Genomic DNA, 15,528 nt, shown 5'->3' on the forward strand with positions numbered 1-15,528 from the left:
AAGAAATATAAAAAATATGAAAAATTTCACATTCAAAATAAATGAAAACAATTACAGCGTTAAAATTGTTTCGCAAGAAAATAATACGATAGACTTGGAGGTTAACGGAACAAGTTATTCTGTAAAAATGAAAGAAGAAATAAAAACAAGAAAAACACCAACACTTGTTCGTAAACCATCTAAAGCAGCACCTGTAGAGCCGGTAAAAGTAAACCCAAGTTCTTCTGGAAAAGCAAAAGTTACTGCGCCAATACCAGGAGTTATATTATCTCTAAATGTAAAAGTAGGCGATACTATTAAAGAGAACGATTTGTTATTAGTTCTTGAGGCTATGAAAATGGAAAATAGTATCGTTGCAGAAAAATCGGGAGTCGTTACTGCAATTAATGTTACCGTAGGACAACAAGTTCTGCAAGGTGAAGTAATGATAGAATTAGAATAAAACTAGGTAATGTCATTTCAAGTAAAATAAGATCTTTTTTAAAGACTGTTAACTTTTTTATGCTTTGATTTGACCAAAACAGAAAAAAATGAAGAAAATAATATTAATATTTGGAGTTCTTTCACTACTCGTTTTTATAAGACCAGTTTTAGGATTTAACACTAATTCTACTAATTCAGAAGTGTCTGCACGGAGTTATGAGGACGATATTACTGTTGCAGAAGGATTTGTTTCGGAAGCTTTTAATGGGATTAAACAATTCTACCAATATACAGGTTTTGCAAATGCCGAATCTGGAAATATAATTATGATTTTAATAGGAATTATTTTTATCTACCTTGGTATTAAATTTGACTACGAACCGCTATTATTAATTCCAATAGGAACAGGTGTTATTCTTGGTAATATACCGTTTGTAGCAGGAAATCAAACAGGAATTTATGAAGCCGGATCGGTTTTAAATTACTTGTATTTTGGAGTGGTAAAAGGAATTTATCCACCACTTATATTTTTAGGTATTGGGGCAATGACTGATTTCTCCTCACTTATAGCTAACCCGAAACTTATGCTTCTTGGAGCGGCCGCTCAAATTGGTGTATTTGCAACCTTTTTAGGAGCGCTTTATTTAGGGTTTAACTTACCAGAAGCAGGTGCTATTGGTATTATCGGTGGAGCAGATGGGCCAACTGCCATATTTTTATCCTCAAAATTAGCAAATGGTATTAACGTGTTGGCAGATGGTACAACGGTTAAAAACTTAATAGGACCAATTGCGATTGCGGCTTATTCTTATATGGCTTTAGTGCCAGTGATTCAACCCCCAATAATGAAGTTGCTTACCACTAAAAAGGAACGATTAATAAGAATGAAACCACCAAGAGCAGTTTCTCAAAAAGAGAAAATGATCTTTCCTATTGTCGCTTTATTATTAACAACTTTTATTTCTCCTAGCGCATTACCTTTATTAGGAATGTTATTCTTTGGGAATTTACTAAAAGAATCTGGTAGAACCGAAAGACTTGCAGATACAGCGCGAACTAAATTAATAGATATAGTTACGATTCTCTTGGGGGTTACCGTTGGAGCATCAACTCAAGCTGATATTTTTATAACTAAAGATTCTATGCTGATATTTGCTTTAGGAGCCATATCATTTGTGATAGCAACAATGGGAGGCTTGTTGTTTGCGAAATTCATGAATTTATTCCTTAAAGGTGACGATAAATTAAACCCGCTTATTGGAGCTGCTGGTGTTTCCGCTGTTCCAGATAGTGCGAGGGTCGTACACACAGAAGGTCTTAAAGCCGATCCTCAGAACTATTTATTAATGCACGCGATGGCACCAAACGTAGCAGGAGTTATTGGATCTGCAATAGCAGCCGGTATTATACTAAGTTTCTTAGGATAAGATTGATTATTAATTAAAATGAAATCAGGTACAATTAAAATAGTTTTAAAATGAAAATTCCAAATGTAATGTCAGCTGCAGAAGCTGTCAAACTTATAAAATCTGGAAATAGAGTATTAATTCAAGGAGGTTCTGCAACACCTCAAACATTAATAAAAGCGATGGTAGCACGTGCTCCTGAACTTAAAAAGGTTGAAATCTGCCACTTACATACAGAAGGAGAATGTGGTTACGCAAATCCAGAGTTTAGAGAAAGTTTCCATACAAGTGCATTCTTTATTGGTGGAAATTTAAGAAAAATGGTGGGTAATACTGTTGACTATATTCCTATTTTTTTAAGTGATATTCCTAGCTTGTTTAGAGAAGGATATATGGATTTAGATGTGGTTTTAGTTAATGTGTCACCACCAGATAAACATGGGTTTTGTTCGTTAGGGGTCTCTGTAGATATTGTTATTTCAGCCATTGAGAATAGTAAAAAAGTCATAGCTCAAATAAACCCTAAAATGCCTCGTACGTTTGGTGATGCTTTAGTTCATTTAAATCAGTTTAGTGCCTGTGTTTTAGTAGATGAAGATATTCATGAAATGCAATTTGTTGCACCAACAGAACAAGAACAGGCTATTGGAAAAAATATTGCCAACATTATCGAAGATGGGGCCACACTTCAAATGGGTATTGGTGGTATTCCTAATGCGGTTTTAACATATTTAACTAATCATAAAAACTTAGGTGTTCATACCGAGATGTTTTCTGAAGGTATTGTTGATTTAGTTGAAAAAGGCATCGTTAATGGATCTCAGAAAAAAGTAAACCCTTATAAAATTATTTCTGGTTTCGCGATGGGAACACGACGTTTGTATGATTTTATGGATGACAATCCCGAAATAGAAATGCTTGATATAGCTTATGTAAATGATACGGCAATTATTCGTCAAAATCCAAAAGTAACCGCTATTAATTCTGCTATTGAAATTGATTTTACGGGTCAAGTTTGCGCAGATTCCATAGGAACAAGAATGTTTTCTGGTGTTGGTGGTCAAATGGATTTTATGCGTGGCGCAGCCTTATCAAAAGGAGGGAAACCAATTATTGCTATTACATCGACTACGCTAAAAGGAGTTTCTAAAATTGTGCCCGCTTTAAAACCTGGAGCAGGAGTAGTAACAACCAGAGCCCATGCAAGATATGTAGCCACTGAATATGGTGTCGCCGAATTATTTGGAAAAACATTAAAGCAACGAGCTGAAGCGTTAAGAGATGTGGCACATCCAGATCACAGAGAGGAATTAGATAAAGCGATTTTCGAACGTTTTGGAACTAACAGTGTAATGATTTAAATTTATAGTTTAAAAAAATATATGTAGTATGAGTACTAACAATAAAACACTTTTTTCAGAATTTGGTCCGGTTTCAAAGGAACAATGGATTGAGAAAGTGAATGTTGATTTAAAAGGTGCCGATTTTGATAAAAAGCTTGTTTGGAAGAATTTAAGCAAAATCGATATTCAACCTTTTTACAACACAGAAGACAAATTAAAGTATATTACTAATACTGGTCAAAATTCGCAAGCATTAATCAATTATAGAAATATAATTGTTGAGTCTGCCGAAAGCGCGAATAAACTCGCATTGAAAGCCGTTAAGGAAGGTATTACCGGACTTCTTTTTACAATATATAAAAACGTATTGGTAGATAAACTTTTAAGTGGTATTAATTTAAATGAAGTTGCCGTATCTTTTATTTTACAGAATAACGACTCTAGTTTTGCAAGTGACTTTTTCGATTTTGCAGAACAGAATTTAAATGATACTAAAAATCTTAAAGGATATTTCGATTTACAATTAATCTCAAATTATGTTACAAAAGGCAGAGTTGAAGATTCTCAATTTAATGCGCTATGTAATGTTGTAAAATTAGGCAAATCGTACCCAAATTTTAAAACCATCACTATTTCAGGTGCTAACTATTTAGATGCTGGTGCAAATCAGGTTCAAGAGGTAGCATATACTCTAAATTCTTTAGTTTATGTAATTGAACAATGTCTCGATAGAGATATTCATATAGAAACCATTTTTAATAATTTACATATTCAATTAGCTGTCGGTTCAGAATATTTTGTTGAAATTGGTAAGTTTAGAGCTTTCAACAGTGCATTAACTGCCTTAGGAAAAGAATATGGCGTTCCTGTAAAGCATATGTTAACGGCAAAAACATCAGTTTGGAGTAAATCTATAACCGATGCGCACACCAATTTATTACGCGCAACTACCGAAACTATGTCTGCTATTTTAGGAAATGTTGATGGCGTTTTAATTGATGCTTACGATAAAGAATTTAACAATCCATCAGATTTTTCAAGTAGAATAGCGGGTAATATCGCCACCATTTTAAAAGAAGAATCTTACTTCGGAAAAGTATCAAACCCAGTTGATGGGTCTTATTATATTGAAGATGTTAGTACTAAAATAGCCGAAAAAGCTTTAGAACTTTTCAAAGAAATTGAAGCTCAAGGTGGTTTTTATAAAGCGTTTGAAGCAGAAATAATTCAGCAACAAATAGCAGAGATTCGCCAAGAAAAAATAAAGCTAATTAGTCAACGACGATTACCAATGGTTGGCGTTAATAAATATCCTAACCTAATGGAAACGGTGTCTTCGGAAATTTTATCATCTGGAGCAGTTGAAAATTCTAAACTGTTAACACCAAGGCGCGCCTCTTTAGAAATTGAAGCTGTTAGAAAAGTAACAGAACAAATTGTTGAAAACACTAAAAAAAGACCAGTTATTGAATTGACAAGCTTTGGTAATTTAACGATGCGTAAAGCAAGAGCGGCTTTTTCTTATGACTTTTTAGGCGTTAGTGGTTTTTTAGTTTTAGCAGAGCAAAGTTATGCTGATGTTGAAAAGGCTGCCGAAAGTAGCGCTAATTCAGATTCAGATGTGGTTGTTATTTGTAGCTCCGATGATGATTACGATGCGAGTGCATTACGTTTTGTGCAAGTGTTTCGATCGTTAAACACAGAAAAAGTGCTTTTATTGGCAGGAAATCCTGTTAATTTGTTAGACGTATTAACAGCATCAGGTTTAGACGGATGTATTCATATGAAATCAGATGTAATTCAAACCATTTCAGGAGTTCAGAAAAAAGTTCAAAAAAACATTAAATCTTTAGAAGTATGAGACGGGATTTTTCAAATCTAACTTTAAATACAGTTAGTAAACAAGAGACAAGAAAGAGCACAGAGACACAAGATGTTTGGAACACACCAGAAGGAATTCCTGTAAAAAAACAGTTTTCTAAAGACGATATTAAAGATGCTGAACACTTACAGTTTGCGGCAGGATTGCCTCCTTTTACAAGAGGACCTTACAGCACAATGTATGTTACCAGACCTTGGACAATTCGTCAATATGCAGGGTTTTCAACAGCTGAAGAGTCCAATGCATTTTATAGAAGAAACTTAGCAGCCGGACAAAAGGGATTGTCTGTTGCTTTCGATTTAGCGACGCACCGTGGATACGATTCAGATCATCCGCGTGTAACTGGTGATGTTGGAAAAGCTGGTGTTGCCATCGATTCGATATTAGATATGGAAATTTTATTTGACCAAATTCCGTTAGATAAGATGTCGGTTTCTATGACCATGAACGGTGCGGTATTGCCTATTATGGCGTTTTATATTGCAGCTGCAAAAAAACAAGGTGTGTCTTTAGATCACTTAAGCGGAACCATTCAAAACGATATTTTAAAGGAGTTTATGGTGCGTAATACGTATATCTATCCACCATTACCATCGATGAAAATTATTGGGGATATTTTTGAATATACGACCAAATATATGCCGAAGTTTAACTCTATTTCTATTAGTGGTTACCACATGCAAGAAGCTGGTGCTACGGCCGATATTGAGTTAGCATACACGCTAGCAGATGGATTGGAATATATTAGAACAGGATTAGCTTCAGGATTAAAAATAGATGAATTTGCGCCAAGATTATCATTTTTCTGGGCAGTAGGTATGAATCATTTTATGGAAATTGCTAAAATGCGTGCAGCACGTATGTTGTGGGCAAAAATCATTAAACAATTCAATCCTAAAAATCCAAAATCGATGGCTTTGCGTACACATAGTCAAACGTCTGGATGGAGTTTAAGCGAGCAAGATCCTTTTAATAATGTCGCCAGAACATGTATTGAGGCGATGGCTGCTGGTTTAGGTGGCACGCAATCTTTGCATACTAATGCACTTGATGAAGCGATTGCACTTCCAACCGATTTTTCTGCGCGAATTGCACGTAACACCCAAATATATATCCAAGACGAAACGCAAATTACAAAAGCGGTCGATCCTTGGGCTGGTTCTTATTATGTAGAATATCTAACTCAGGAAATTGCTAAAAAAGCTTGGAAATTGATTGAGGAAGTTGAAGAACTTGGTGGTATGGCAAAAGCTATCGAAACTGGTGTTCCTAAAATGCGTATTGAAGAAGCATCGGCTAGAAAGCAAGCGCGTTTAGATTCTGGGCAAGATATTTTAGTTGGGGTTAATAAATTTAGAACCGACGAGAAATCAAATATAGAAATTCTTGAAGTTGATAATTCTGTGGTAAGATTATCACAAATCGAACGTTTAAAGAAATTAAGAGCGAATAGAAATCAAGATGTTGTCGATGCTAATTTAAAAGCATTATCTGATTGTGCCGAAACAGGAAAAGGTAATTTATTAGAATTAGCGGTTGAAGCTGCAGAAAATTTTGCAACTTTAGGAGAAATATCAGATGCTTTAGAAGTTCATTTTGGACGACATAAAGCAGATACTAAATTAATAAGTGGTGTGTATAGTAAAGAAGTAAATAACGATGATACATTTGCAAAAGCGCAAAAATTTGCTGATAAATTTGCAGAGATAGAAGGACGTCGTCCGCGTGTTATGATTGCAAAGATGGGTCAAGATGGGCACGATAGAGGCGCTAAAGTAGTGGCATCTAGTTTTGCCGATTTAGGATTTGATGTCGACATGGGACCATTATTTCAAACACCAGAAGAGGTTGCAAAACAAGCCATTGAAAACGATGTGCATTTTGTTGGAGCTTCTAGTTTGGCGGCCGGACATAAAACACTTATTCCGCAATTAATTGCGGAGTTAGAAAAACTAGGAAGACCAGATATTATGGTGTTTGCTGGTGGTGTAATTCCAGAGCAAGATTACAATTATTTATTAGAACGCAAAGTAGCGGCTATTTTCGGACCAGGAACAGTAATTTCTGAAGCAGCTATTTCTATAATGGAGAAATATTTAGAGCAAGAGTAATATATAACTTGTTTGATTTAAAAAAACCACTTGCGTTTTAAAACACAAGTGGTTTTTTTATTTTATACCATTATTTTTAAATTCTTTTCCATACGGTTTTGGCGGTCGCACAAACGGTGTTACTTCCTTTAACTTTTATGGTATGTTTAAAAGAATGTTTTTGACTGTCTTCGTTGGTCAATGATAAGACAGTATCCCCGTATTCGGCTTCGGCAATAAAACGACCATCTATTTGATGTAAATAGTAGTTATCTACAATGTCTTCTGGTATGGATTCAATGGTCCATTGTAAATACCTAATGTTGTTGACATGTTTATTCATATCTGTATCAAATCGGTTGACTTTGAATGTTTTTAGGTGATTTGCCGTGTCAATAGAATCAATTTTTTTCCGAATGTTTTTTTCAATGGATTCTTCGCTATAAGAGGACCACTGTTCTTTAATATCTGCAAAAATAGGAATTGGTTTTCGCCTTTCAATATCAAAGAAAAGCCATAAGCCTTTGGCGCGACCTATGATATTATGCTGTTCATCAAAAATAAGGTTTTCTCTATATCCTTTAATTGCAGAGTAGCTAGATAACCAGGTTCTAATAGTGATTTTTTCTTTATAATTTGGGTAACGATCCATTTGTAAAAAGCCAGAAACTAAAACCCAACCGACATTTTTGCTAAAAAGATCAAATAAACTATGATTTATAGAATAGCAATGGTCTGCTGCTGTTTCTTCCAATAACCCTAAAATAATTGTAGGCGTTGCTAAGCCTAATTTATTCATTTCAAAATATCGTAGCTCAAATTGTTTGTCAAAATAATTTTGAAACTTCATTTTTTATGATTTCAGAAAATATTAAATATCTTTCTTATTGAAAAGATGCTTTAAACTGCTTAATTATTTTTTGTGCTGCTTTTACGGGTGAAATTTTAGAAGAAATAATATCTTTCTTTAGAATAGAAAGTTCGTCAGAAATATCTTTAGAACCATAAAACATGTGTTTTAGTTCTTCATTAATATTATCATACATCCAGCGTATTTTTTGATGATTTCTGTTTTTTGTGAAGTAACCATTTTTGGTAACCAGTTCTTTATATTTTAAGACTTCATCCCAAACCGCATCAATGCCCGTGTTTTTTGTTGAAGAGGCCTTTGTAACTACCGGAGACCATCCAGATTCAGATTGCGGAAAAATATGTAATGCATTTTGGTATTGTAATCGTGCCATTTCACTCATACGAATATTATCACCATCGGCTTTATTGATAACCACCATATCGGCCATTTCCATAATGCCTTTTTTAATCCCTTGGAGTTCGTCACCAGCACCAGCGAGCATTAAGAGTAAAAAGAAATCGGTCATACCATGAACAGCGGTTTCCGATTGTCCAACGCCAACAGTTTCAATTAAAATAACATCGTATCCAGCGGCTTCACAAAGTAACATGCTTTCTGCTGTTTTATTGGCAACACCGCCAAGGGTTTCACCAGAAGCCGAAGGTCGGATATAAGCATTTTCTAAATTACTTAACTCTTCCATCCGGGTTTTATCACCTAAAATACTTCCTTTTGAACGTTGGCTACTTGGGTCTATCGATAAAATAGCGACTTTATGTCCTTGGTTAATAAGGTGTTTTCCAAAAGCTTCAATAAACGTACTTTTTCCAACACCAGGCACCCCCGTTATTCCTATACGTATAGAATTTCCAGAGGTAGGTAAAATAGCCTGAATAATATCTTTGGCGAGCAATTTATCACTTTCTAAATTACTTTCTATAATAGTTATTGCTCTGGATAAAATAACTCTATCGCCATTTAAAACACCGTCAATGTATGCTTGTGTAGTTAGCCTATTTTTTGGTTTGTATGCTTTCATTTTTAGAATAGAAAGTTAACCCTTTTTTATTGGTTAACTACCAAAACAAAGATACTCATATTGAAAAAAAGCACCATAAATAACGAGCCGTTTTTCTTTTATTCTTTGAAAAAAATAAAAAGAAATTAGTTTCTTAATCGACCCATTCTGCAATAAACAAATTGGTATCTCTTCCGCCTCCATTATGCCTATTTGATGAAAACGCTAAATATTTACCGTCGTTGGAAAACACAGGAAACGCATCAAAGGTTTCGCTATGAGTGATGCGTTCTAAATTTTTTCCGTCAAGGTCAATCATATATAAATTAAAAGGAAAACCTCTTTCGGATTCAAAATTTGATGAGAACAATATTTTTTTGCCCGATGGATGAAAAAACGGACTCCAATTGGCATTTCCTAAATTGGTTAATTGGCGTAAGTCTGTTCCATCCGCATTACAAATGTACAACTCCATTTCGGTAGGTTCTACCAATCCGTTGGCTAAAAGATCTTTGTATGCTTTTATCTCTTCATCGGTCTTTGGTCGTGAAGAACGAAAAATTAATTTGGTGCCATCTGGAGAGAAAAACGCACCCCCATCATAGCCTAATTCGTTGGTTATTTGCTTAACATCTGTGCCATCAATATTCATAGTGTAAAGTTCTAAATCGCCACTGCGCGTTGATGTGAAAACTATTTTGTCGCCTTTAGGCGATACAGTAGCTTCAGCGTCATATCCTGGTTCGTTGGTAAGCTGTCCTGTGATATTTCCGTCAAGATCTGCTACAAAAATGTCGAAAGAATCATAAACCGGCCACACATATTTCCCATTTTTTCTTAGCGGCACTTCAGGACAATTTTCATCTACTAAATGAGTAGACGCATATACAAAGTGTTTGTTATCGGGAAGGAAATATGCGCAGGTTGTTCGCCCTTTACCAGTACTAATCATTGGCGGTTTCGAGTCTTTAAAAGTCTCTCCAAAATTCATTAAAAACATTTGATCACAATTAAGACCCCAATTTTTATTGTTAGATTGAAATATTAATTGCTTGTCATTAAAACTCCAGTAAGCCTCCGCATTATCACCACCAAACGTGATTTGTTTTATAGATTTAAAGTGTTTCTCTTCTGGAAAAATTAACGTATCTTTTTTTGTTTCAATGGATGCTTCAGAAGTATTTGCCTCTTTAGAGGATTCTTTGTTTTTCACATCTTTACATGATAAAAAGCAGAAAAAAACTGATAAAATTATGACGATTTTCATTTTTTAAACTATTTTAGATAAAAATAAACAATCTTATCAATTGATTGATTTTTATTCATAATTTTTTATCAAACTTAAAAAATAGTAGGTACTATGAAATATCAGTTAACAAAAAAAGTGTATCAATATCATTCGTTTTTAAGGGTATTACATCTTACTGCTAAAACAATACAAATTAAACAGATGAAATCAATTTATATACTGTTGGCAATAGGTTTATTTATTTCATGTAAAAAAGAAAAGCCTGTTGAAGTAACTATGAAAGACGACGTTGTTTTGTTGGCTTCAGACAGTCTTCATGGAAGACAAACAGGTACATCTTATGAGATTTTAGCTGCTGATTATATTGCTAATAGATTTAAGAATTTAGGTTTAGAACCTAAAGGAGTTAAAGGTTATTTTCAAGAGTTTTCATTTAAAGATAAAAGTGATCCACATGGAAACGTGAATTATGTGAGTAAATCTGAAGATAGTACTACTACAGGAACGAATGTCATCGCATATTTAAATAATAATGCCGAGAACACTGTTGTTATTGGAGCTCATTATGATCATTTAGGAATGGGTATTGAAGGCTCTTTGTATAGAGGAGATACGCCGCAAATTCATAATGGCGCTGATGATAATGCTAGTGGTGTTGCCGCTATGCTTCATTTAGCGAAGCAACTAAAAACAATAAACACGAATAATAATTATTTGTTTATTGCCTTTTCAGGTGAAGAAATGGGGCTGTTGGGGTCTAATTATTTTGTAAAGAATCCAACAATTGATTTAAAGAAGGTCGATTATATGCTTAATATGGATATGGTGGGTAGGCTGAATGATGAGAAAGCAATAGCTGTTCATGGTGTGGGTACGTCACCGATTTTTAAACAAGTTCTTTTTTCTAACAAAGGAGATTTTAAAATTGCTGAACACGAATCTGGTGTGGGGCCAAGCGATCATACCTCATTTTATTTAATGGACATACCTGTTTTGCATTTTTTTACGGGTCAGCATGAAGATTACCATAAACCTTCTGATGATGCAGATAAGTTGAATTATGAAGGAATGGAAGAGATTACTCAATTTATATTGTCAATCATTACAGAATTAAATGATGATGGTAAAATAGCTTTTAGGAAAACAAAGAATGAAAGTCAGGAAGTGCCTGCTTTTAAAGTTACTTTAGGAGTTGTGCCTGATTATTTATTTAGTGGTAAAGGAATGCGAATTGATGGTGTTAGCGAAGATAAACCTGCTCAAAAAGCTGGAATGCAAAAAGGAGATATTGTGGTTAAAATGGGTGATTATGGGGTTGAAGACATGATGAGTTATATGAAATCACTTGGTAAATTTGAAAAAGGTAGTACCACTAAAGTAAGTGTAAAAAGAGGTGATGAGATACTCGTTTTAGATGTTACTTTTTAATAAGTACATTACACTTTAGAGAATACACTTTTAGTAAACACATATCCAAATCCTAAGAATAACATCAGGTGAAAAGGGAATAAACCAAAATCACCTCCTTGGTTGCCAACAACAAAAGCGCTGTACATACCAAAGGCAAAATAGAGGGTTAAAATACCTTCAAACAAGACATGTATAGAAAGTCCTTTTTTAATGTATTTATTATCTTTCCAACTATCTTTTAAGGAATTTATATTGAACTTTGGAGTACGTATAAATTCACTTTTTTTACCAAAATGACCTTCTAGAACAGCTATGGAATTATGTAATGAAAAGCCCATAGCAATCGAGAAAAAGGTAAAAAACATCCCTATATATTTAATGAAATTTTTCACGCCACTTCCATATATATTTTTGTACATAATCCAATAACAAATAAAGAATATAACAGTACTTATTACAAAAAAGCTCATCACATAAAAATAGGGTTTTAAATGAGCATATTCATTTTTAATATAGAGCATAGGTATACTCAAAACAGCAACGATAAGAACATTTAAAAACATGGTACTATTAAGTAAATGTAGGACGCCATGTACTTTAGTTTTAGTAGAAATGTTTTCATTCTTTAAAACACGCCAAAGCATTTTTCTAAAGTTTTCAGCACCACCTTTGTTCCATCTAAATTGTTGAGATCTTGCTGCGCTTATAATAACAGGAAGTTCGGCCGGCGTTTCAACGTCTTCAAGGTATTTGAATTTCCAGTTTTTAAGTTGCGCTCTATAGCTTAAATCAAGATCTTCCGTTAGTGTGTCACCTTCCCAGTTTCCAGCATCTAATATGCATGATTTTCTCCAAACACCAGCAGTACCATTAAAATTGATAAAATGACCTTTACTGTTTCGTCCAACTTGTTCTAAGGTAAAATGTGCATCCAAGGCAAAAGCTTGAATTTTTGTGAGTATGGAATAATTACGATTGATATGTCCCCATCGTGTTTGAACAACACCTATTTCTTCATTTTTGAAATATGGAATCGTTTTTTTAAGCCAATCTTTTTTAGGAAGAAAATCAGAATCAAAAATGGCTATAAATTCTCCTTTGGCAACTTTTAATCCTTCTTTTAGGGCGCCAGCTTTAAAGCCAGTTCTATCTGTTCTGGTTATTTGTTTAATGTCTAGACCGGTAAGTTTTAATTTTTCGATTTGGTCGAAAGTTGATTTTACTGTTTCATCGGTTGAATCATCTAAAACCTGAATTTCTAGTTTATCTTTAGGGTAATCAAGTAAGGCAATATTATCAAGTAAGCGTTCCATAACATACATTTCGTTATAAACGGGTAGCTGTATGGTTACAAACGGAATTTCATCTGGATTTGAAAAATCGAAAACCGCAGAATCATCAATATGTTTTTTGGACGCTAAATAATTAAATAATAAGTTAAGTTGAGCCAATGCATACAAAAATATGAGTAAAAGTGCAATGGTATAAATAACTATAGTAAGTGTAGCAAAAATCATTTTTTAATACTGTATTTAAAAATCCAACCTAAAATTTTAAAGCCTGCAAAGATACTACCTTTTAATGTTCCAGACACTTTTGAGACACCAATTCTTTGTTTATATTTTACAGGAACTTCAATATATGATAACTTTTGTTTTAAAGCTTTTAATTGCATTTCAACAGTCCATCCATAGGTTTTGTCTTCCATATGCAAATCTACTAACTTTTGATATTTTATAGCTCTAAATGGTCCTAAATCTGTAAAACGTGCACCATAAATAAGTTTCATCAAAAATGTTGCTAGCCAATTACCAAACACTTGTTGAGGTGTCATTGAATTAGATTCTCTTAATTGTTTTACACGAGCTCCAATAACCAAATCAATATTATCATTAATAATGGGTTGTACTAGTTTAGTAAGTTCTTCAGGATAATCGCTGTAATCACCATCTAAAAACACAATAATTTCTGGTTTTATTGATTGATTTGCTATGTAATCCATTCCTTTCAAACAGGCATAACCATAACCCTTTCTGGTTTCAGTTAATACGGTAGCACCAGCATTAGTGGCATTTTTTGCAGTATCATCATTAGAATTATTATTAACAACTATAATTTCGTTAACAATTTTTGGTATGTCATTTATAACATTTGCTATAGAATCTTCTTCATTATAAGCAGGAATGATGACTTTTATGATGGGCATAAAGTATTAACTAATAGGTTGCAAAAGTACAATACTTTTATGAATTTTTTAACGTTTTATTAAATCTATTAAGTCAACATCATTTCCTAGTAAAATATCACGGGAATTGATACGGTTTTTAAGGTTTCGGTTTTCCAATTTTAGTACGCCTCTTGGACAAACGGCACTACAAACGCCACAGCCAACACAGCTACTTCTTACAATATTTTCGCCTTTTTGAGCATAAACTCGAACATCAATTCCCATTTCACAGTAGGTAGAGCAGTTACCACAGGAAATGCATTGTCCACCATTAGTTGTAATTCTAAATTTTGAAAACAGTCTTTGTTGGAATCCTAAGATAGCAGCCATAGGACAACCAAAACGGCACCAAACTCTGTTTCCTAAAATAGGGTAGAAGCCTGTTCCTACAACACCTGAAAATATGGAACCAATATATAAGCCATAGGCTGAGCGGAGACTACTTGATTTTATGAGGAAGATTTTATCAGTTGTTCCAGTATAATGCATTATGAAAAGCGCTGCAATGATTATAAAATATCCAATAGCTCCATAACGCGCATCTTTTCCTAATTCTTGACGTTTGAATAACATAACGACGGCAAAAACTGAAGTTAAAAGTATACCAATACTTAAAAGAAACGCACTTCGTGTTAACCAAAATTTGTCGGGATCACTTCCTAAATAGGTATAAATCACAGAAATCGTCATAATCACAGAAAACACTAAAACGGTATGAATAAGCCAGCGTTCTAACTTCCACGCCGATAGTTTTTTGCTACTTAGTTGTCTAAAGGAATCACCTGCGGTTTCGGCTAAGGCACCACAGCCACAAACCCAAGAGCAATACCATCGTTTCCCGTATTTATAAGTTAAAATAGGGGACACCACAAAGACGGATAACACACCAAAAATTAATAAGGCTAAACCGAGCGTTCCTGATGATAAAAATCCATTTATAGACCAGCCATCAAAAAGATAATAGTTTAATGGCCACATGCTTTTTAAATCGTAGTAGGGTAAATTATAATGCGGACTTTCATTTAATCTAGCCATGAATTCCGGAATTAAAAAAGCAAAGCCTAGTTGAAAGAACATAACCGATACGGTTCGCAATTGCTGGTAGCGATTATGGCGATATTTTAATATGAATTTATAACCAAAAACAAGAATAGCTAAGGTGTAAAGTGTGCCATAAACAAACCATTGACTTGCAGGTCTTCCACTTAATAAAAGACTTAACGGATCAAAGAGGGCAATTAACCCTGTATTAGATGCGCCTTTGGATGCTAAGCCTAAATACTGTGGATAAAAATAAAGGACGATGTAAAATAAGGTTAAAATAATACCTATAGCCCAACCTAAAACGCCTCTTGACGATATAGATTTAAACCATACTCCATCATTTTTTATACCTTTCGATGTATTGAGATAAGCAGCATTTGAAAATATGAAAACTCCAATAAAAATGGAACCTAGAGCAACAGAAATCGTCAAACCTCTATTAGGAAAGGAGACATTAAAAAGAGCTAATACAAAAATAAAAAGACCTAAAACTCCAATAAAAACAGCAGTTTTTTGAGATACTGTAAGGTCTTGAGCATTTGGTTTAGCCAACGACATACTTTCTTCTAAGTTCTTATTCATC

At 34.0% G+C, this 15,528-nt stretch carries 12 protein-coding genes; 6 read left to right on the forward strand and 6 right to left on the reverse strand.

The annotated features are described in order from the left end of the window. Positions 1 to 16 precede the first annotated feature (16 nt). The 5 genes from G5V56_RS16510 (at position 17) to scpA (ending at position 7,165) form a co-directional block, all read left to right on the forward strand. A complete protein-coding gene (locus tag G5V56_RS16510) occupies positions 17 to 442 on the forward strand; it encodes a biotin/lipoyl-containing protein (protein ID WP_166967139.1) in 426 nt (141 codons plus the stop codon). Between the two features lie 88 nt (positions 443 to 530). Beyond that, complete coding sequence (locus G5V56_RS16515; RefSeq protein WP_166967142.1) at positions 531 to 1,850, forward strand: sodium ion-translocating decarboxylase subunit beta; 1,320 nt, start codon at positions 531 to 533, stop codon at positions 1,848 to 1,850. Between the two features lie 50 nt (positions 1,851 to 1,900). After that, a complete protein-coding gene (locus G5V56_RS16520; protein WP_166967145.1) occupies positions 1,901 to 3,190 on the forward strand; it encodes an acetyl-CoA hydrolase/transferase family protein in 1,290 nt (429 codons plus the stop codon). Between the two features lie 28 nt (positions 3,191 to 3,218). After that, on the forward strand, positions 3,219 to 5,033 hold the full coding sequence (locus G5V56_RS16525; protein ID WP_166967148.1) for a methylmalonyl-CoA mutase family protein: 1,815 nt from the start codon (positions 3,219 to 3,221) through the stop codon (positions 5,031 to 5,033). Continuing rightward, positions 5,030 to 7,165, forward strand: coding sequence for a methylmalonyl-CoA mutase (scpA, locus tag G5V56_RS16530; protein ID WP_166967157.1), 2,136 nt, complete (start codon positions 5,030 to 5,032; stop codon positions 7,163 to 7,165). Before G5V56_RS16525 ends, scpA begins: the two co-directional genes overlap by 4 nt. A 76-nt stretch (positions 7,166 to 7,241) precedes the next feature. Here the strand turns inward: scpA and G5V56_RS16535 are convergent, their stop codons facing one another. The 3 genes from G5V56_RS16535 to G5V56_RS16545 form a co-directional block, all read right to left on the reverse strand. Further along, positions 7,242 to 7,994 carry an acyl-[acyl-carrier-protein] thioesterase gene (locus G5V56_RS16535; RefSeq protein WP_166967159.1) on the reverse strand — a complete coding sequence of 251 codons (753 nt, stop codon included), beginning with the start codon at positions 7,992 to 7,994 and terminating at the stop codon, positions 7,242 to 7,244. Between the two features lie 34 nt (positions 7,995 to 8,028). After that, complete coding sequence (meaB, locus tag G5V56_RS16540) at positions 8,029 to 9,036, reverse strand: methylmalonyl Co-A mutase-associated GTPase MeaB (protein ID WP_166967161.1); 1,008 nt, start codon at positions 9,034 to 9,036, stop codon at positions 8,029 to 8,031. 133 nt (positions 9,037 to 9,169) lie between these two features. Then, positions 9,170 to 10,282, reverse strand: coding sequence for a TolB family protein (locus G5V56_RS16545; RefSeq protein ID WP_166967163.1), 1,113 nt, complete (start codon positions 10,280 to 10,282; stop codon positions 9,170 to 9,172). Between the two features lie 183 nt (positions 10,283 to 10,465). On the opposite strand from G5V56_RS16545, the gene G5V56_RS16550 reads away from it, so the two are divergent. Further along, on the forward strand, positions 10,466 to 11,692 hold the full coding sequence (locus G5V56_RS16550) for a M20/M25/M40 family metallo-hydrolase (protein WP_166967165.1): 1,227 nt from the start codon (positions 10,466 to 10,468) through the stop codon (positions 11,690 to 11,692). An 8-nt stretch (positions 11,693 to 11,700) separates the two neighbouring features. Here the strand turns inward: G5V56_RS16550 and G5V56_RS16555 are convergent, their stop codons facing one another. The 3 genes from G5V56_RS16555 to G5V56_RS16565 are packed head-to-tail and all read right to left on the reverse strand — an operon-like array spanning position 11,701 to position 15,527. Next, on the reverse strand, positions 11,701 to 13,191 hold the full coding sequence (locus G5V56_RS16555; RefSeq protein WP_166967166.1) for a cellulose synthase family protein: 1,491 nt from the start codon (positions 13,189 to 13,191) through the stop codon (positions 11,701 to 11,703). Next, on the reverse strand, positions 13,188 to 13,880 hold the full coding sequence (locus tag G5V56_RS16560) for a glycosyltransferase family 2 protein (RefSeq protein WP_166967168.1): 693 nt from the start codon (positions 13,878 to 13,880) through the stop codon (positions 13,188 to 13,190). The genes G5V56_RS16555 and G5V56_RS16560 overlap by 4 nt, the downstream gene beginning before the upstream one ends. 48 nt (positions 13,881 to 13,928) lie before the next feature. Then, positions 13,929 to 15,527 carry a 4Fe-4S binding protein gene (locus G5V56_RS16565; protein ID WP_166967171.1) on the reverse strand — a complete coding sequence of 533 codons (1,599 nt, stop codon included), beginning with the start codon at positions 15,525 to 15,527 and terminating at the stop codon, positions 13,929 to 13,931. Between the last annotated feature and the right edge of the window lies 1 nt (position 15,528).

The sequence above is a fragment of the Yeosuana marina genome, assembly GCF_011762485.1.
GTDB lineage: Bacteria > Bacteroidota > Bacteroidia > Flavobacteriales > Flavobacteriaceae > Yeosuana > Yeosuana marina.